Source organism: Micromonospora sediminicola, assembly GCF_900089585.1.
Taxonomy (GTDB): domain Bacteria; phylum Actinomycetota; class Actinomycetes; order Mycobacteriales; family Micromonosporaceae; genus Micromonospora; species Micromonospora sediminicola.
In genome coordinates, this window is record NZ_FLRH01000003.1 from 2,339,138 (window position 1) to 2,357,350 (window position 18,213).

The 18,213-nt window shown below is 74.5% G+C and carries 16 protein-coding genes and 1 pseudogene; 10 read left to right on the top strand and 7 right to left on the bottom strand.

Going from position 1 to position 18,213, the window contains the following annotated elements; translation table 11 throughout:
* Window positions 1-39: 39 nt before the first annotated feature.
* The 3 genes from GA0070622_RS11620 to GA0070622_RS11630 all read right to left on the bottom strand — a co-directional run bounded on the left by GA0070622_RS11620 (window position 40) and on the right by GA0070622_RS11630 (window position 3,715).
* On the bottom strand, window positions 40-1,866 hold the full coding sequence (locus GA0070622_RS11620) for an AMP-dependent synthetase/ligase (RefSeq protein WP_091573311.1): 1,827 nt from the start codon (window positions 1,864-1,866) through the stop codon (window positions 40-42).
* A gap of 139 nt (window positions 1,867-2,005) precedes the next feature.
* Window positions 2,006-2,956 (bottom strand): terpene synthase family protein, encoded by a 951-nt coding sequence (locus GA0070622_RS11625; protein WP_091573312.1) that lies wholly within the window; start codon window positions 2,954-2,956, stop codon window positions 2,006-2,008.
* A gap of 129 nt (window positions 2,957-3,085) precedes the next feature.
* Entirely contained in the window at window positions 3,086-3,715 is a 630-nt protein-coding gene (locus GA0070622_RS11630; protein ID WP_091577206.1) for a TIGR03085 family metal-binding protein, read from the bottom strand.
* 195 nt (window positions 3,716-3,910) lie between these two features.
* On the opposite strand from GA0070622_RS11630, the gene GA0070622_RS11635 reads away from it, so the two are divergent.
* Both GA0070622_RS11635 and GA0070622_RS11640 read left to right on the top strand, forming a co-directional pair.
* Complete coding sequence (locus GA0070622_RS11635; RefSeq protein ID WP_176710449.1) at window positions 3,911-5,785, top strand: ABC transporter ATP-binding protein; 1,875 nt, start codon at window positions 3,911-3,913, stop codon at window positions 5,783-5,785.
* Window positions 5,786-5,899: 114 nt separating this feature from the next.
* The gene (locus GA0070622_RS11640; protein WP_091573314.1) at window positions 5,900-7,681 is read left to right on the top strand and encodes an ABC transporter ATP-binding protein; all 1,782 of its coding nucleotides are present in this window, start codon (window positions 5,900-5,902) and stop codon (window positions 7,679-7,681) included.
* A 104-nt stretch (window positions 7,682-7,785) separates the two neighbouring features.
* Here the strand turns inward: GA0070622_RS11640 and GA0070622_RS11645 are convergent, their stop codons facing one another.
* The 3 genes from GA0070622_RS11645 to GA0070622_RS11655 are packed head-to-tail and all read right to left on the bottom strand — an operon-like array spanning window position 7,786 to window position 9,859.
* Window positions 7,786-8,388: a TetR/AcrR family transcriptional regulator gene (locus tag GA0070622_RS11645; protein ID WP_091573315.1), complete on the bottom strand. Its 603-nt coding sequence runs from the start codon at window positions 8,386-8,388 to the stop codon at window positions 7,786-7,788.
* Window positions 8,385-9,140 carry an ABC transporter permease gene (locus GA0070622_RS11650; RefSeq protein ID WP_091573316.1) on the bottom strand — a complete coding sequence of 252 codons (756 nt, stop codon included), beginning with the start codon at window positions 9,138-9,140 and terminating at the stop codon, window positions 8,385-8,387. The genes GA0070622_RS11645 and GA0070622_RS11650 overlap by 4 nt, the downstream gene beginning before the upstream one ends.
* Complete coding sequence (locus tag GA0070622_RS11655) at window positions 9,137-9,859, bottom strand: ABC transporter ATP-binding protein (RefSeq protein ID WP_091573317.1); 723 nt, start codon at window positions 9,857-9,859, stop codon at window positions 9,137-9,139. Before GA0070622_RS11655 ends, GA0070622_RS11650 begins: the two co-directional genes overlap by 4 nt.
* A 106-nt stretch (window positions 9,860-9,965) precedes the next feature.
* Between GA0070622_RS11655 and GA0070622_RS11660 the strand changes: the two genes are divergently transcribed.
* The 5 genes and pseudogenes from GA0070622_RS11660 (at window position 9,966) to GA0070622_RS11675 (ending at window position 13,910) form a co-directional block, all read left to right on the top strand.
* On the top strand, window positions 9,966-10,355 hold the full coding sequence (locus GA0070622_RS11660; protein ID WP_091573318.1) for a MerR family transcriptional regulator: 390 nt from the start codon (window positions 9,966-9,968) through the stop codon (window positions 10,353-10,355).
* 164 nt (window positions 10,356-10,519) lie between these two features.
* Window positions 10,520-11,113 (top strand): annotated as a pseudogene (locus tag GA0070622_RS33045) (phosphoribosyl-AMP cyclohydrolase); the annotation flags it as partial.
* Between the two features lie 237 nt (window positions 11,114-11,350).
* Window positions 11,351-11,785 (top strand): phosphoribosyl-AMP cyclohydrolase, encoded by a 435-nt coding sequence (gene hisI, locus GA0070622_RS33050; RefSeq protein WP_425412776.1) that lies wholly within the window; start codon window positions 11,351-11,353, stop codon window positions 11,783-11,785.
* On the top strand, window positions 11,782-13,335 hold the full coding sequence (locus tag GA0070622_RS11670) for an anthranilate synthase component I (RefSeq protein WP_091573319.1): 1,554 nt from the start codon (window positions 11,782-11,784) through the stop codon (window positions 13,333-13,335). The genes hisI and GA0070622_RS11670 overlap by 4 nt, the downstream gene beginning before the upstream one ends.
* A complete protein-coding gene (locus GA0070622_RS11675) occupies window positions 13,332-13,910 on the top strand; it encodes a Trp biosynthesis-associated membrane protein (protein WP_091573320.1) in 579 nt (192 codons plus the stop codon). The genes GA0070622_RS11670 and GA0070622_RS11675 overlap by 4 nt, the downstream gene beginning before the upstream one ends.
* Here GA0070622_RS11675 and GA0070622_RS11680 read toward each other — a convergent pair.
* The gene (locus GA0070622_RS11680; protein WP_172968087.1) at window positions 13,903-14,151 is read right to left on the bottom strand and encodes a hypothetical protein; all 249 of its coding nucleotides are present in this window, start codon (window positions 14,149-14,151) and stop codon (window positions 13,903-13,905) included. The two genes, GA0070622_RS11675 and GA0070622_RS11680, sit on opposite strands and share 8 nt — an antisense overlap.
* 473 nt (window positions 14,152-14,624) lie before the next feature.
* On the opposite strand from GA0070622_RS11680, the gene trpC reads away from it, so the two are divergent.
* From trpC to trpA, 3 genes are read left to right on the top strand one after another with little or no spacing between them, the layout of a single operon-like run.
* A complete protein-coding gene (gene trpC, locus GA0070622_RS11685; protein ID WP_172968088.1) occupies window positions 14,625-15,428 on the top strand; it encodes an indole-3-glycerol phosphate synthase TrpC in 804 nt (267 codons plus the stop codon).
* Window positions 15,429-15,465: 37 nt separating this feature from the next.
* Window positions 15,466-16,692 carry a tryptophan synthase subunit beta gene (trpB, locus tag GA0070622_RS11690; protein ID WP_091573323.1) on the top strand — a complete coding sequence of 409 codons (1,227 nt, stop codon included), beginning with the start codon at window positions 15,466-15,468 and terminating at the stop codon, window positions 16,690-16,692.
* A 4-nt stretch (window positions 16,693-16,696) separates the two neighbouring features.
* Entirely contained in the window at window positions 16,697-17,500 is an 804-nt protein-coding gene (gene trpA / locus GA0070622_RS11695; protein WP_091573324.1) for a tryptophan synthase subunit alpha, read from the top strand.
* Window positions 17,501-18,213 lie beyond the last annotated feature (713 nt).

Sequence of the window (18,213 nt, forward strand, 5' to 3'; positions counted from 1 at the left end):
GGGACGGTGGGGCGCGGCCGGTCGGCCTCGTGGGCGTCGCTACAGCTCGGCGAGCGTGCCCTCGTACATCTTGTCGATCTCGCCGGCGAAGTTGGTCTCCACGCTGCGGCGCTTGATCTTCAGCGACGGGGTGACCTCGCCGTCCTCGATGGTGAGGTCGCGGGGGAGGATCGTCACCTTCTTGATCGTCTCCCAGCGGTTGAGCTTGGCGTTCAGCTCGGCCACGTAGCCCTCGACCATCTCCCGCGCCTGCGGCGAGGTGACGATCGTGGTGTAGTCGCTGCCCTCCAGCGGGGTGCCGGCGGCCCAGCCCTTGATCGCGTCCGGGTCCAGGGTGACCAGCATGGTGCAGTAGTTGCGGGCCTGGCCGATCACCACCGCCTGGGAGGTGTACGGGCAGACCGCCTTGAACATGCCCTCGATGTGCGACGGCGCGACGTACTTGCCGCCGGACGTCTTGACCAGGTCCTTCTTCCGGTCGGTGATGCGCAGGTAGCCGTCGTCGTCGAGGGTGCCGATGTCGCCGGTGCGGAAGAAGCCGTCGGCGGTGAACGCCTCGGCGGTCTCCTGGGGCAGATTGTGGTAGCCGCGCATGACCGGACGACCGCGCATCAGGATCTCGCCGTCGGTGTCGATCCGGCACTCCAGGTCGCCCATGGCCCGGCCCACGCTGCCGATCTTCAGGCCGCCGGGCGGGTTGACGAAGGCGCCGGCGCTGGTCTCAGTGAGACCGTAGCCCTCGGAGATGGGCAGGTTCGCGGCGGCGAAGAACGTGGCGATCTCCTTGCTCAGCGGCGCCGCGCCGGAGACCAGCACCCGCATCCGGCCGCCGAGCCGGGCCTGGAGCTTGCTGAAGACGAGTTTCTCGGCGAGCGCGTACTTCAGCCGCAGGCCGGCCGGGACCGGCTTGCCGGCCTGCTCCAGCGCGACCTTCTCCTTGCCGACCGCGACGCCCCAGGCGAAGATCTTGGCCTTCGCGCCGCCGGCGCCCTGCGCGGTGGTGACCGCCTTGTTGTAGACCTTCTCGAAGACCCGGGGCGCGCCGCACATGAGCGTCGGGCGGACCACGCCGAGCAGCTCGACCAGCTTGTCCACCCGGCCGTCGACGTAGGTGGGCAGGCCGACGTGGGTGGCGCCGCAGAGCAGCGTCTTGCCGAACGAGTGGGACAGCGGCAGCCACAGGTACTGCAGGTCGTCGACCCGCAGCAGGCCCAGCTCGGCCTGCGCCACGCCCTCCCAGCACCAGCCGCCGTGCAGCAGCTCCACGCCCTTCGGGCGGCCGGTGGTGCCGGAGGTGTAGATCAGGGTGGCCAGATGGTCCGGCCCGATCCCCGCGACCAGCATGTCGATCAGGTCGGGCTCGGCGGCCAGCGCGGCGGCTCCGCGCTCCTCCAGCTCGGCCAGGGTGAGCTGGGGTACGCCGGCGGCCGGGTCGGGCGTGCCGTCGAAGAGCACCACGTGGGTCAGGGCCGGCAGCTCCGCGCCGGCGATCTTCGCCGCCTGGGCGGCGTTCTCCGCGAACAGCACCCGCGACCCGGAGTCGGCGACGATGTAGACCGCGTCGTCGGGTTCGGTGGTCGGGTAGACGGTGGTGGTGGCCCCGCCGGCGCACATGATGCCGAAGTCGGCGAGCACCCACTCCAGCCGGGTGTTGGCCAGGATCGCCACCGGGTCCTCCAGGCCGACACCGAGCCCGTGCAGCCCGGCCGCGATCGCCTTGGCGCGCTGCCCGACCTGCTCCCACGTCAGCCAGACCGGGCCCGAGTCGTCGGGTGCGGGGTGGGCGAACGCCTGCCGGTCGGGGGAATCCGCCACGCGCTTGAGGAACATGTCGGGTACGGAACGGTACGGTACATCGAGAGCCATCGCTGTAGCCGCCTTCAGGGTGGAGGGACGTGACGGGGGTCACGCCGATCTGCGGTTACCGAAGGGTATTGCCTGCACCGGGGCAGCGGCTAGCCCCGGCCGGCGCGTACCATGCCGGTCCCGCGTCCTGGAACCCGGATCAGGTGTAGCGGGCGGCCGCGCGGGACCAGTCGTACGTGGCCCGGATCCAGTCCCGCCGGGTGTCCAGGAACGCCCGCACCCCGTCGTCGGCCGCGCCCGCCAGCGCCGCGTCCCGCTCCGCGTAGGTGGCGAGGGCGGTGTTGAACCGGGCCGCCGCCGCGCGCAGCGCCGCCGGCTCGTCCTGCCCGTTCTCGCCCGCGATGGTGGTGACCAGGTTGTGCGCCTCCGGGGCGACGCCGCGCTCCTTGCCGTAGGAGAACAGGTCGTTGCACCAGCACACCAGGTCGGTGGCGAGGGCGTCCAGCGCGGCCAGCGCCGGCTCGGACCGCTGCGCCGCACCGGTCCGGGGCGTGCGCGCCAGGTCGGTCACGGTGAAGCTGGGGCGTACGCCGCCGGTGTGCCGGCGCATCTGCGTGTACTCGGCCACCCCGGGCACCCGCCGGTGCTCCCGGTTGGCCGCCTCCCACAGCAGCGCCAGCAGGTATTCCCGCAACTGGCTGACCAGGCGCAGCAGCAACGCCGGCTGACGCTGCCCACGGACCCGTCGGCACAGGTCGTCGAGCGCGACGGCGAGCGGCCCGGCGTCGCTCGGCGCGGGCGCGTCCGGGTCGCCGTGCCGGTCGAGCACGGCCAGCAGCGCCGCCACGGTCGGGGCGAGCCGGGTGGGATCCGCGCCCAGGCCGTCGTCGTCGCAGGCGTCGTCCATCACGAACAGCCAGTTGATCAGATCGGTCAGCAGGCGCAGGCCGTCCGGGGACGCCTGCGGGGACGCCCGTCCGGCCAGTTCGGCGGCGTGCGCGCCGGCCAGTCGGCGTCGTCCCGCCGGGTCGTCGACCAGGCCCAGGTCACCCACCCAGCCGGCGCTCTCCCGCGCGATCCGCTCGACGTCGGGGTGCCGCCGCGCCGGGAAGGGCGGCTCGTGCAGCGCCGAGAGCGCGAAGCCACGCATCGGTTCTGTCCCCTGTCCGCCGCCGGCGGGGGTCGGGCGGCGGGCAGGAGCGTACGGCAGGCTCGATCGGTCACCGTCGTTGGGTTGTGCAATTTCCACCTGGCACGGTGACCCGCCGCGCACGCTCGGTCAGAACCCCAGTTCGGCCGCGCGCAGCCGGTCGGCCCGCTCGACCGGGCCGTCCACCTGGACCCGGGCCACCCGCTGCCGGCCGGTGAGGAACAGGACGAGTTCGCCCGGCGCGCCCACCACCCGCAGTCGTTCGCCGCCGCGCCCCGCCCGCAGCTCGCCGTGACCGGGCGCCTGCACCAGCACCTCGGCCGGGAAGCGGCGCAACGCCATCCGGGCCAGCAGGCCGACCCGCTTCCAGAGCACCCGCTGCTGCCCCGCCGGCAGGTCGCGCGGGTGCCAGCCGGGCCGGGCCCGGCGGACGTCCTCGTGGTGGATGAAGAACTCCAGCCCGTTGGCCAGCTCGTCGGTGAGCGGATTGCTCACCGGGCTCCACAGCGGCGGGCGGCGCACCCGGGCCACCAGCTCCGGGTAGGGCCCGGCGGCGATCCGCCGGCGGACCGACTCGCCGTGTCCGCGCAGCGGCGGCAGCAGGATCCCACCGGCCGCGTCCGGCCGGCGCTCACGCACCAGCAGGTGCGCCGCCAGGTCACGGGTGGTCCACCCCTCGTTGACCGTCGGCGCGTCCGGTCCCAGTTCCAGCATCAGATCGGCGAGCGCCTCGCGCTCCGCCCGGGCGTACCGCGGCATGGCCCGATCGTAGGCCCGGGCGGACCGATCGGCGCGCCGTGGCCGGCGCGGCGGCGGCGACCGGCCGACCACGCGGCGTGGTCCGCCCAGGTCCGCCGAGGAACGTGACGGCGGACATATCCCCGGCGGGTCGGCGGACCTGGCGGGGTGCGGTAAGGATGGGGGAGAAACGGGCGGCTTACGGCGGGGGAGAGCGTGGCGAGCGGGACAAGTCGGGACGTGCTCGGCAGAGGGCTACGGGTGCTCGGCCGGGCGATCCGGGAGCAACCGCGCATCTTCGCGGTGGCGGTGACCGGCAGTGTGCTCTTCGGCCTCCTCGTGATCGCCAGCGCGTACGTGGTCGGCGGCGTGGTCGGCGAGGTGGTGGTGCCGGCGGTCGAGCGCGGCGAGGTGGGCGGCGGGGTCCTCGCGCTCGCCGCCGCGGCGCTGTTCGGCATCAGCGTGCTGCGGGTGGTCGGCATCTTCGGTCGGCGACTCGGCGCCGGCTACATGCAGTACCGGCTCCAGGCCGCCTACCGCCGCCGGGTCACCCGCCGCTACCTGGACCTGCCGCTGGCCTGGCACCACCGCAACTCCACCGGCACGTTGCTGTCCAACGCCAACTCCGATGTCGAAGCCGCCTGGTATCCGATCGCGCCGCTGCCGTTCGCGGTCGGCACGCTGGTGATGCTGGTCGGCGCGGTGGCCTCGCTCTTCGTCACCGACTGGGCGCTCGCGCTGGTCGGCCTCGCGGTCTTTCCCGCGCTGTTCGCGCTCAACGTGGTCTACTCCCGCCGGATGGCGCCCCGCCAGGCCCGGGCCCAGCGCCTGCGCGCCGAGGTCAGCGGCATCGCGCACGAGAGCTTCGACGGCGCGCTGGTGGTCAAGACCATGGGCCGGGAGGCGCAGGAGACCGCCCGTTTCGCCGCCCGCGCCGGCGACCTGCGCGACGCGCTCATCTCGGTCGGTCGACTGCGCGGCGTCTTCGACCCGATGCTGGAGACGCTGCCCAGCCTCGGCACCCTCGCCGTGCTGGTGGTCGGCGCGATCCGGCTGCGGCAGGGCGCGATCACGGTGACCGAGCTGGTCAGCGTGGCGTTCCTGTTCACCGTGCTGGCCTTCCCGGTGCGGGCCATCGGTTGGGTGCTGGCCGAGCTGCCGCGCAGCGTCGCCGGCTGGGACCGGGTCCGCCGGGTCCTCGACACCACCGGCGAGATGCCCTACGGCGAGGTCGCGTTCGACCCGGCCACCCGCACACCGGCCACGCTGGGCTTCGACGACGTGCACTTCGGGTACGAGCCGGCCGAGGCGCACCTGCCCGGCGCCGAGGTGCTCGGCGAGGTGACGTTCACCGTGCCGGCCGGGAAGACCGTCGCGCTGGTCGGGCCGACCGGGGCCGGCAAGTCCACCATCGCGTCGCTGGCCGTGCGGCTGGTCGACCCGGGCTCCGGCCGGGTCACGCTCGACGGCGTCGACGTGCGGGAGTTGACCGCCGCATCGCTCGCCGCGACCGTGGCGCTGGTGGCCCAGGTGCCCTTCGTCTTCGACGACACGGTCCGGGCCAACATCACGCTCGACCGCGACGGCATCGGCGACGACGAGGTGTGGGCGGCGCTGCGGCTGGCCGAGGCGGACGGTTTCGTCGCCGCCCTGCCGGACGGACTGGACACCATGGTCGGCGAGCGCGGCACCTCGCTCTCCGGCGGCCAGCGGCAGCGGTTGACGCTGGCGCGGGCGCTGGCCGGGCGGCCCCGGCTGCTGGTGCTCGACGACGCCACGAGCGCCGTCGACCCGCGGGTCGAGGCGGCCATCCTGGCCGGCCTGCGGACCCCCGGTGACGGCGGCGCGTCGGCGTCGATCCTGGTCGTGGCGTACCGGCGGGCCACCATCGCGCTGGCCGACGAGGTGATCTACGTGGAGCAGGGCCGGGTGGTGGCCCGGGGCACGCACAGCGAGCTGCTGGCCACCGTGCCCGGCTACGTCGACCTGGTCACCGCGTACGAGCAGGCCGAGCAGGAGCGCGAGCAGAAGCGCACGTACGACGAGGTCGCGCCGGTGCCCTCCGGCCTGGAGATGGAGGTGGACCGGTGAGCGCGAGGAGTGCAGCGAAGCGGAGCCCCGCAGTCGCGAACGAAGGGCGGGCCCGGTGAGCGCGAGGAGTGCAGCGAAGCGGAGCCCCGCAGTCGCGAACGAAGGGCGGGCCCGGTGAGCGCGAGCGCGACCACGGCCGAGGCACGGACCGAGTCGACCTGGCGGACGCTGCGGCGCGGGCTGGCGCTCTCCCCGGAGCTGAAGACCGGGCTCGCCGGCACGCTGGCGCTGGCCCTGGTCTACATGATCGGCCGGGTGGCCGTGCCGGTGGCGGTGCAGCGCGGCATCGACCACGGCATCGTCGGCGGGCTCGACCTGGACGTCATCTCGCTGACCGTGACGATCACGGCCGCCGTGCTGGTGGTGACGACCGCCTGCGGCTATCTGATGATGCGCCGGCTGTTCACGGTCAGCGAGACCGCGCTGGCCGGGGTGCGCACCCGGGCTTTCCGGCACGTGCACGACCTGTCCATGCTGCACCAGCAGTCGGAGCGGCGTGGCTCGCTGGTCTCCCGGGTCACCAGCGACGTCGACCAGATCACCCAGTTCCTCCAGTGGGGCGGCGTGATCCTGATCGTGAACCTGGGGCAGCTGCTGGTCACCACCGCCGTGATGCTCGCGTACTCCTGGCAGTTGACGCTGGTGGTGCTCATCGCGTTCACGCCCGCGGTGCTGATCATCCGGTCGTTGCAGCGCCGGCTGGCCGGCGCGTACGGGCTGGTCCGGCAGCGGACCGGCACGCTGCTCGGCGCGATCGGCGAGAGCGTGGTGGGCGCCCCGGTGATCCGGGCGTACGGGATCGCCGGGCGCACCGCGCGGCGGCTGGACGCGGCGATCGACGGGCAGCGGCTGGCCCAGCAGCGGGCGATCCGGATCAGCATCCTGGGCAGTTCGGTCGGCGAGCTGGCCGCCGGTCTGGCGCTGGCCGGGGTGGTGGTGGTCGGGGTCAACCTCGGCGTCGACCGGACGCTGTCGGTCGGCCAGCTCACCGCGTTCCTGTTCCTGGTCACGCTCTTCATCCAGCCGGTGCAGATCGCCACCGAGGTGCTCAACGAGGCGCAGAACGCGATCGCCGGCTGGCGTCGGGTGCTCGACGTGCTCGACGTCGCCCCGGACGTGGCCGACCCGGGCACGCAGGGGCGGGACCTGCCGGCCGGTCCGCTGGACGTCCGCTTCGCCGGCGTGACGTTCGCCTACCCGGGCGGCCCGCCGGTGCTGCACGACGTGACGCTGGACATCCCGGCGAAGAGCCGGGTGGCGGTGGTGGGCGAGACCGGCAGCGGCAAGACCACCTTCGCCAAGCTGCTCACCCGGCTGATGGACCCGAGCGAGGGGGAGGTGCTGCTCTCCGGCGTCGACCTGCGCCGGGTGCGCTTCGACTCGCTGCGCACCCGGGTGGTGATGGTGCCGCAGGACGGCTTCCTGTTCGACGCCACGGTCGGGGAGAACGTCCGCTTCGCCCGCCCCGACCTGACCGACGAGCGGCTCACCGCCGCCTTCACCGAGCTGGGCCTGGCCGACTGGCTGGCCGGCCTGCCGGCCGGGCTGGACACCCCGGTGGGGGAGCGCGGCGAGGCCCTCAGCGTGGGTGAGCGGCAGCTCGTGGCGCTGGCCCGCGCGTACGTCGCCGACCCGGACCTGCTGGTCCTCGACGAGGCGACCAGCGCCGTCGACCCGGCCACCGAGGTACGCCTGCAACGCACGTTGGACGCGGTCACCCGGGGCCGGACCACGCTGGCCATCGCGCACCGGCTCTCCACCGCGCAGGCCGCGGACGAGGTGATCGTGGTGGACCGGGGCCGGATCGTGCAGCGCGGCCCGCACGACGAGCTGGTCCGCGACACCGACTCGGTCTACGCCCTGCTCTACGCCTCCTGGCTGGAACAGACCCGCTGACCCGTCACCCGGAACGCCCGCGATCTTGCATTTTCGGCCCCCGGTAGGGGTGGATCGTCCCCTTTCGTCCGGGCAGCAAGTGCAAGATCGGCGCGGGGGACGGGTCAGCCCCCGTCCAGCGGGCCGGTGAGGTAGCGCTGGACGGTCGGGCCGATCGTGGCGGCCAGGGTGTCCGGCGTCGCGGACGCGACCGGTTCCAGGCGGATCACGTAGCGCATCATGGCCAGGCCGGCGATCTGGGTGGCGACCAGCGCGCCCCGCAGCGGCACCTCGGCCGGGTCGAGGTCGAGCCGGTCGACGACCCGGCGCAGGATCTGCGTGGTCAGGAACTCGCGCAGCAGGCGGGCGGTCCACTGGTTGCTCACGGCGGAGCGGAGCAGGGCCACCGCGGCGGTCCCGGCCGGGGAGTCCCAGACGCCCAGGAACGTGCGGACCATTCGTTCGCCGACCTCGTCCCGGCCCCCCGCCAGCACCCGGGGCACCAGCTCGGCCGGGTCGATCGGGATCGCCATCGCGGCCCGGAACAGGTCCTCCTTGGTGCCGAAGTAGTGGTGCACCAGCGCCGGGTCCACAGCGGCGGCGGCGGCGACCGCCCGGATCGGGGTGGCGTCGAAGCCGCGCTCGGCGAAGGCGGCCCGGGCGGCGGCCAGGATCGACTCCCGGGTGTCCGGGTTGCCGGGCCGCCGGCCGGTGCGACGTGGGCTCATCCGCTGCGCCGGCGCAGCGTCGCGGCGGCCAGCACCAGCGCCGCCACCGCCGCGCCGGCCACGATCGCCACGTCGCGCCACATGGTGCCGGTCGGCTCGGCGTGCGCGCCGACCTCCTGCAAGGCCTCGACCGCGTACGACAGCGGCAGCGCGTCGCTGACCGCCTGGAGCCAGCCGGCCATCTGCCCGCGCGGCACGAACAGCCCGCACAGCAGCAGTTGCGGGGCGACCACCACCGGCATGAACTGCACGGCCTGGAACTCGGTGCGGGCGAAGGCCGAGCAGAACAGACCGAGCGCCACGGCCAGCACCGCGTTCACCCCGGCGATCAGGACCACCAGCCAAGGACTGCCGGCGGTGTCCAACCCGAACACCTGGTAGGCCACCAGCGAGGCGACGGTGGACTGCACCACCCCGGCCAGGCCGAACGCGATGCCGTAGCCGAAGAGCAGGTCGAGCTTGCCCAGCGGGGTGGTGAGCAGCCGTTCCAGCGTGCCGGTGGTGCGTTCGCGGAGCATGGCGATGCTGGTCACCAGGAACATGATGATGAACGGGAAGAAGCCCAGCATGATCAGCGCCACCCGGTCGAAGGTGCTCGGCGCACCGGGTGGGGTGGGCTGGTCGACGTACATGAAGTAGACCAGGGTGAGCAGCACGACCGGCACCACGACGAGCAGCGCCACGGTGCGCCGGTCGTGCCGCAGTTGGCGCAGGATCCGCGCGACGGTGGCGGTCAGGATCTTCGGGTTCACGCGCCGGCCTCCTCGCTGCCGCGGATCAGGCGCAGGAACGCCTCCTCCAGGTCGTCCACGCCGGTGGCGGCGCGCACCGCGGCCGGGGTGTCGTCGGCGACCAGCCGCCCCTCGCGGATCAGCAGCAGCCGGTCGCAGCGTGCCGCCTCGTCCATCACGTGGCTGGAGACCAGCAGCGTGGTGCCGGCGGCGGCCATCGCGTGGAACCGGGCCCAGAGGTCGGCCCGCAGCACCGGGTCCTGGCCCACGGTGGGCTCGTCCAGCACCACCAGCTCCGGGTCCCCGACCAGGGCGCAGGCCAGCGAGGCGCGGCTGCGCTGACCGCCGGAGAGCGTGCCGACCAGTTGCCCGGCCGCCGCGGCCAGGCCGACGTCGGCCACCGCCCGGTCGGCCTCGGCGTGCCCCCGGCCGTGCAGCACGGCGAAGTAGCGGGCGTTCTCCCGCACGGTCAGGTCGGCGTAGACGCTGGGCGCCTGCGTCAGGTAGCCGACCCGGTGGCGCAGGTCGGCCGATCCGGCCGGACGGCCGAGCACGTCGACCGCGCCGGAGCGCACGCTCTGCACCCCGACGACGGCGCGCATCAGCGTGGTCTTGCCACTGCCGCTGGGTCCCAGCAGCCCGGTGACCGTGCCCCGGGGCACGGCGCAGCTGATGCCGTGCAGCACCCGCCGTTTGCCGCGCTCGATCACCAGGTCACGGACCGACACCGCGTCGTCCATGTCCGCCTCCGATAAGTCATCAACCGTTGAAATCAACGCTAGATGAATTCTTCCGTCCGGTCAACGGGCTTGACTTCGAGCGGACTCGAACTGGAAGCCTGGACCGGTGGACATCGGTATCCGGGAGAAGAGCCTCAGCGTGGGCGAGGCGGCGGAGCGGGTCGGCCTGACCACCTACACGCTGCGCTGGTACGAGCAGGAGGGGCTGGTCGCCCCCGTCGGGCGGGACTCGGCGGGTCGGCGGCGCTACACCGACGACGACGTCAGTTGGCTGTTCCTGCTCACCCGGCTGCGCCGCACCGGGATGCCGGTGCGGGACATGCGCCGCTACGCCGAGCTGGCCCGGCAGGGTGATCGCACGCTCGGCGCGCGGCGGGCGCTGTTCGAGGCGCACCGGGCCCGCGTGCTGGCCCGGATGGCCGAACTGACCGAGGACCTGACGGTCCTCGACCACAAGATCGACGCGTACCGGAGGGCGGAGGAGGAACTGGGCTGAAGTCGCCCAGTAGCGGACACCCGGTCCGCCATCGGGCATTGCGCCGAAGATCGGACTTCCGGCACCATGTCGCGGTGGGTCCCGCTTCGTTGCCCGAGTCCGGATTCCTCGACGAGTGGGCCGCCCGCCTGCGGCAGGCCGCGGACCGGCCGGTCGTCGGGATCATGCTGCGTGGCAGCCACGCCCGGCGGGCCGCCACCGAACACAGCGACGTCGACGTGGACGTGCTCGTCGCGGCCGACGACGACCGCGCGGTCCGCACCCCCGGAACCACCGCCCCGGCCCGCCCCGCCGGCCCGTACGCGGCCCGCCGCGCCTACCTGACCGAGTTCGACGGCCGGCTGGTGCACGTCTCGGTGGCCGCCCGGGACGTCCGCTCCTGGGTGCACCGGCTCGGTCAGCCCGCCGACTGGGCCTTCGGGCTGCCCGTCACCGCGCCCGCCCGCCTGCTCTGGGCGGTGCCCGAGTGGCGTCGCCGGATCGACCTGCCGGTGCTCTGCCAGCCCGCCGACGAGCCGCGCCTGGAGGAGCTGATCGCCACGCTGGGCAAGGTGGCCGGCGCCCACTGGGCCGACGACCCGGTCGGCGTCCGGCTGGCCGCGGCCGACCTGGCCCGGCTCTGCCCCTCGGTGCTGCGGCTGGCCAACCCGTCGGTGCGGGTGGTGTCCCGCCGGGCCGCCCTGACCGCCGCGCTGGACCTGCCGGTCGCGCCCCCCGGCTACCGCACGGACATGCTGCTCTGCCTCGGTCTGCGCCCCGCCGACCCGGCCGAGGTCGGCGCCGCCGCCGGCCGCCTGGTCCGCGGGATCCTCCCGCTGGTCCGCCCGTACGCCGGGGAGATCGCCGAGGTGGCCGGCACGGACCTGGCCGAGGCCCTGGTCGACGGCCGGGTGGAGCGCTACCTGCGGCAGTTGGGCCGGGCGCTGGACCCGGTCGGGCCCGTCCCCCGGGACACGTCGGCGGTGCCGACGCCGCGTGCGGGAGAATGGTCAACCGTGCCCGCCTCTGACGCGCCGGTGACCGGCGCCCCCGCCCGCTCCGGCGGCGCCGCGGCCCCCGGCCCGGCCCGCCCCTCCCGGCTCGACCCGGCCATCGCGGCCAAGCTGCGCCGCACCCCCGACGGCCTGGTCGCCGCCGTGGTCCGCGCGCACGACTCGGGTGAGGTGCTGATGGTCGCCTGGATGGACGACGAGGCGCTGCACCGCACGCTCACCACCGGCCGGGCCACCTACTGGTCGCGCAGCCGGGGGGAATACTGGGTCAAGGGCGCCACCTCCGGCCACCACCAGTACGTCCGCTCGGTGGCGCTCGACTGCGACGGCGACGCGCTGCTGGTCAGCGTGGAGCAGGTCGGCGCGGCCTGCCACACCGGGCACCGCACCTGCTTCTTCACCGACCTGCCGGTCAGCTCGCCGGAGTCGACCCCGTGACCGACGGCGCGCTCACCCCGGACCGGACCACCTTCGCCGAGCTGGCGGCCCGCTGGCGGGTCGTGCCGGTGACCCGGCGGCTGCTCGCCGACGCCGAGACCCCGGTCGGGGTCTACCGCAAGCTCGCCGGCGGGCCGGGCACGTTCCTGCTGGAGTCCGCCGAGCAGGGCGTCGGGGCGGCCGGGACCGCCTGGTCGCGCTACTCGTTCATCGGCGTACGCAGCGCCGCCACGCTCACCGAGCGGGACGGCGCGGCCCACTGGACCGGTACGCCGCCGGCCGGCGTGCCCACCACCGGCGACCCGGTCGCCGTGCTCCGGGAGACCGTCGCCGCGCTCGCCGGCCCGGCCTGGGACCCGGCCGGCGACATGCCGCCGCTCACCGGCGGCCTGGTCGGCTACCTCGGCTACGACCTGGTCCGCCGGTTCGAGCGGCTGCCCGCGCTGACCCGCGACGAGCTGGACGTGCCCGAGCTGGGCATGATGCTCGCCACCGACCTGGTGGTGCTCGACCACTACGAGGGCTCGGCGATCCTGGTCGCCAACGCGGTCCTTCCGCCGCCGGACGCGCCCGACCGGGACGAGCGGGTCACCGCCGCGTACCACCACGCGGTGGGCCGCCTCGACGCGATGACCACCGCGCTGTCCCGTCCGATTCCGCCCATGGTCGCCACGGTCGGCCGGCCCGGCGTGGGCGAGGTGGTGAGCCGGACACCGGAGGGCGGATACCCCAGGGCGGTGGAGGCGGCCAAGGAGGCGATCCGGGCCGGTGAGTGCTTCCAGATCGTGCTCAGCCAGCGTTTCGAGCGTCCCACCGACGCGGACCCGCTCGACGTCTACCGGGTGCTGCGCACCACCAACCCCAGCCCGTACATGTACCTGCTGCGCTTCGACGGCTTCGACATCGTCGGCTCGTCCCCGGAGGCGCACCTCAAGGTCAGCGGCGGGCCGGGCGGGCGGCGCCGGGCCCTGCTGCACCCGATCGCGGGCACCCGCCCGCGCGGCGGCTCACCGGAGGGCGACGCCAAGTTCGCCACCGAGCTGCTGGCCGACCCGAAGGAGCGCGCCGAGCACGTCATGCTCGTCGACCTGGGCCGCAACGACCTGGGCCGGGTCTGCCGGCCGGGCACCGTGGAGGTGCCGGAGTTCGCCACCATCGAGCGCTACAGCCACGTCATGCACATCGTCTCCACAGTGGTCGGCGAGCTGCGGGAGGACCGCACCGCGTTCGACGCGCTGGCCGCCACGTTCCCCGCCGGCACGCTCTCCGGCGCGCCCAAGGTCCGCGCCATGGAGATCATCGAAGAGCTGGAACCGGTCCGCCGTGGCGTCTACGGCGGCACCGTCGGCTACTTCGCCTTCGGCGGCGACCTGGACATGGCGATCGCCATCCGCACCGCGCTGATCCGCGACGGCCGCGCCTACGTGCAGGCCGGCGCCGGGGTGGTGGCCGATTCCGACCCCGCCGCCGAGGAGCAGGAGACCCGGAGCAAGGCCGCCGCGGTGCTCGCCGCGATCGCCGCCGCCGAGACGTTGCGGCCGGCCCGATGAGCGCGTCCGGGACGCCCGCGACCGGCGCGCCCGCCGCCCGGGGCCGGCGCGAGCTGGCGTACGCGGTGCTGCTCTGCCTGGCCGGCGCGGGCCTGGCCTGCTGGGCGGTGACCCGGACCTGGTCGGTCGAGGTGACCACCCGCGGGTCGCTGCCGCCCGGGCGGCCGGGCCGCACCGGCGCGGAGCTGCTGCCGTGGGTGTCGGCGCTGGCCTGGGTCGGGCTGGCCGGCGGCGGCGCGCTGCTGGCGACCGGGGGGCGGCTGCGCCGGGTGCTGGGCGCGCTGTTGGCCGGCATCGGCCTGGCCGTGGCGCTGGGCGGTGGGATCGGGCTCGCCGAGTCGGGGGTGAGCCGGCACTGGCCGGCGCTGGTGCTGGCGGGCGGCCTGGCCCTGGCCGCCGGTGGCGCGTTCGCGGCGCTGCGGGGCGGCGGGTGGCCGGCGATGGGCGCCCGCTACGAGCGGCGGGCGGCGTCGTCGTCGGCCGCGCCGGGCGGCGCCGAGCGGCCGGCGGTCGAGCGGGGCGCCCGGGACGCGTGGGACGCGCTGGACCGGGGCGAGGACCCGACGGTCAGCTGACCGGCTGGGCCTCGCGCGCGTCCCGGCGCTCACGGGCCGCGGCCCGGGCGGCGGCCAGCTCGGCCACCAGCCGCTCCAGCTCCCGACGCTGTGCGGCCCGGGCGCGATCGGCGCAGACCGCCTCCCAGGCGTTGCCCCGGGCGGTACGGGTGCGGCCGTCGCCCGCCACCGCGCGTTCCAGCGTGTGCACCACGCCGACGGCGAGGGAGGCGACGGTCCGGGAGATGGTGGTCAGGCCCATGGTCTGGTTCGGCCCGTTGACGCTCACTGGTTCACCCCGCACGAGATCGTTGGTGACGGTCGGCAGCCGCCTCGTCGAGTCTGCCCGAGGACCATGCTGCCGGGCTCACGTTTCGGCGCCGTGAAGCCCAGGTCAACGGTCCGACAGAGGGAGCGACCAGGGCAGGGCCGGAGGTCCTTGAGCTTGGTCACAGTCGCGCGGGACCCGCCCCGCTGCGGCGCGGGAGCGGCCGTGGTGAGATAGGGCATGGGCGGCGATCGATACCCACGGTGGCGCTGCGTGACACCGCGTTCACCAGAAGTCGGCCATCATGCCACAGCCCGTTTCGTGAGGTGCGCCATACCCCCCGGCACGTGTCGCCAGGTGGCGCCCCCTAGCATCGGCCCATGACACCCGGAGAGGGGAGTCCGTTGGTGACTGCTGAGCATGCGCACGCGGAGGGGGACGACGCCGCAGGGGCGCCGTCCGCAGGCGTGCTCGACGAGATCCTGGCCGGCGTCCGCGAGGACGTGGCCCGGCGCCAGGAGCAGGTTCCGCTGGAGCGGATCCGCGAGCTGGCCGCGGCCGCGCCGCCGCCGCTGGACGCGTACGCGGCGCTGCGCCGGCCCGGCGTGGCCGTGATCGCCGAGGTGAAGCGTTCGTCGCCGTCCAAGGGGCGGTTGGCCGAGATCGCCGACCCGGCCGACCTGGCCGGTGACTACGCGGCCGGTGGGGCGCGGGCGATCAGCGTGCTGACCGAGGGCCGCTGGTTCGGCGGGTCGCTGGACGACCTGGCCGCGGTCCGGGCCGCCGTGAACGTGCCGGTGCTGCGCAAGGACTTCGTGGTCTCCAGCTACCAGGTGCACGAGGCGCGGGCGCACGGCGCCGACCTGGTGCTGCTGATCGTCGCCGCGCTGGAGCAGAACGCGCTGGTCGGGCTGCTGGAGCGGATCGAGTCGCTGGGCATGACCGCGCTGGTCGAGGTGCACACCGAGGAGGAGGCGGACCGGGCCCTGGAGGCCGGCGCCCAGGTGATCGGTGTCAACGCCCGTGACCTGCGTACCCTGGAGGTCGACCGCTCGGTGTTCGAGCGGATCGCGCCCGGCCTGCCCAGCAACGTCGTCAAGATCGCCGAGTCCGGCGTGCGCGGCCCGCACGACCTGATCCGCTACGCCTCGGCCGGCGCCGACGCCGTCCTGGTGGGCGAGGGACTGGTCACCCAGAAGAGCCCCCGTGAGGCGGTCGCCGAGCTGGTCAACGCCGGTAACCACCCGGCCACGCCCCGCCCGGTGCGCTGACCCGCGCCGGGCCACCCGATCCGAGAGGACGCCCGCGATGAGCGTCGTACCCGCATCCGGCCAGGTCCCCGACGCCGCCGGCCACTTCGGCCGGTTCGGCGGCCGGTTCGTCCCCGAGGCGCTGGTCGCCGCGCTGGACGAGCTGGACGCGGCGTACCGCAAGGCGATGGGCGACGAGGAGTTCCTCGCCGAGTTCGACGCGCTGCTGCGCGACTACGCCGGCACCCCCTCGAAGCTGTACGAGGCCCGGCGGCTGTCCGCCCAGCTCGGCGCCCGGATCCTGCTCAAGCGGGAGGACCTCAACCACACCGGCGCGCACAAGGTCCGCAACGTCCTCGGCCAGGCGCTGCTCACCCGGCGGATGGGCAAGCGACGGGTGATCGCCGAGACCGGCGCCGGCCAGCACGGCGTGGCCACCGCGACCGCCGCCGCCCTGTTCGACCTCGAATGCGTCGTCTACATGGGCGAGGTGGACACCGAGCGGCAGGCGCTCAACGTGGCCCGGATGCGCATGCTCGGCGCCACCGTCGTCCCGGTCACCACCGGCTCGCGCACGCTCAAGGACGCGATGAACGAGGCGATGCGGGACTGGGTCGCCAACGTCGACACGACCCACTACCTGATCGGCACCGCCGCCGGGCCGCACCCGTTCCCGGAGATGGTCCGGGACTTCGTGCGCGGCATCGGTGTCGAGGCCCGCCAGCAGTGCCTGGACCTGACCGGCGCGCTGCCGGACGCGGTCGCGGCCTGCGTCGGCGGCGGCTCCAACGCGCTGGGCATCTTCCACGCCTTCGTGCCCGACACCGGGGTCCGGCTCTACGGCTTCGAGGCCGGCGGCGAGGGCGTCGCCACCGGCCGGCACGCGGCCAGCATCACCGGCGGCTCGTCGGGCGTGCTGCACGGCACCCGCACGTACGTCCTGCAGAACGCCGACGGCCAGACCATCGAGTCGCACTCGATCTCGGCCGGCCTGGACTACCCGGGCGTCGGGCCGGAGCACGCCTGGCTGCACGACACCGGCCGGGCGACCTACCTGCCGGTCGACGACGCCGAGGCGATGGCCGCGTTCGAGCTGCTCTGCCGCACCGAGGGCGTGATCCCGGCGATCGAGAGCGCGCACGCGCTGGCCGGCGCCAAGCGGATCGCCCCGGAGCTCGCCGCCGAGCTGGGCCGCGAGCCGGTGATCGTGGTCAACCTCTCCGGTCGGGGCGACAAGGACGTCCACACCGCCGGGGCGTACTTCGGCATCCTCGACAAGGAGTGACTGCGTGAGCCGCATCGGGGTCGCGTTCGACAAGGCCCGGGCCGACGGGCGGGCCGTGCTGATCGGCTGCATGCCGGCCGGCTTCCCGACCGTCGAGGGCAGCATCGCCGCCATGACCGCCATGGTCGAGGCGGGTGTGGACGTCATCGAGGTGGAGATCCCCTACTCCGACCCGGTGATGGACGGCCCGGTCATCCAGAAGGCCAGCGACATCGCCCTGGCCGGCGGCGTACGCACCGCCGACGCGCTGCGCGTGGTCGAGGCGGTCGCCGCGACCGGTGCGTCCGTGGTGACGATGACCTACTGGAACCCCATCGAGCAGTACGGCCCGGACGCGTTCGCCCGCGACATGGCCGCCGCCGGCGGCACCGGCCTCATCACGCCCGACCTGATCCCCGACGAGGCGGCCGAGTGGCTCGCCGCCTCCGACGCGCACGGCCTGGACCGGACGTTCCTGGTGTCGCCGTCCTCCACCGACGCGCGGCTGCGGATGACCGTCGAGCACTGCCGTGGCTTCGTCTACGCCACTGCGATCATGGGCGTCACCGGCGCCCGGTCGCAGACCTCCGACGCCGCCCCGATCCTGGTCTCCCGGCTGCGCGAGGTCACCGACCTGCCGGTCGGGGTCGGGCTGGGTGTGGGCACCGGCGCGCAGGCCGCGACCGTCGCCGGCTACGCCGACGCGGTGATCGTGGGCAGCGCGCTGGTCCGGTGCGTGCTCGACGCCCCGGACCAGGCCGCCGGTCTCACCGCCCTGCGCACGCTCAGCGCCGAACTGGCCGAAGGCGTCCGCAACCCGGTCCGCTGACCCGTCTCCGCCAGCCGTCCGGCACTTGTCGGCTCGCATCGGGCGCCGTCAGGCCGGTGTCGGGTGCCGTCGGGCCGGTGTCGGGCCGGTGTCGGGCGCCGTCGGGCCGGTGTCGGGCGCCTGTCGGGTCTCCGCGCTCGCACCGGCACCGCTCAGACTCGCACCGGGCACCGGGCGCTGGGCAGGCTCGGACCGGGTGCCGGGCAGGCTTGCGCCGGGTGCCGGGCAGGCCTCGCGCCGAACCCGTCGGTTTCCCGCCGCCCGAGGTCGGGCCACCCCCGCCGCACGCCTTTCGAGCTGAGTCGTTTGTGATATCGCGCTGCCCCGAGGGACGCAGCGGGCCGCCTCCACGCGCAGTCGACACCACGCCGCCGGGAATACGCTGCGTGGCTCACCCCGATACCGCCGGTCCGGCCGAGTGGCGTCCGGTCCTGCGCCCTCCCGGTGGTGACCGCCGTCCTGGCGAGATCCCCCGTGCGCTGAGTCGTTACTGATATCAGCTCGACAGGCGTCGGAAAGAGACCCAGCCCGGCCGAGCGAGTCGAGGCGGCCTTGTCCGGCTGACGGTCCGCCCGAGGCCGCCCCCCGACACAGTCGCGGCTCGCCTCGCGTCGGTCGCCACCTCGCGTGGGCCGCGACTTCGCGTGGGCCGCGACTTCGCGTGGGCCGCGACTTCGCGTGGGCCGCGACTTCGCGTGGGCCGCGACTTCGCG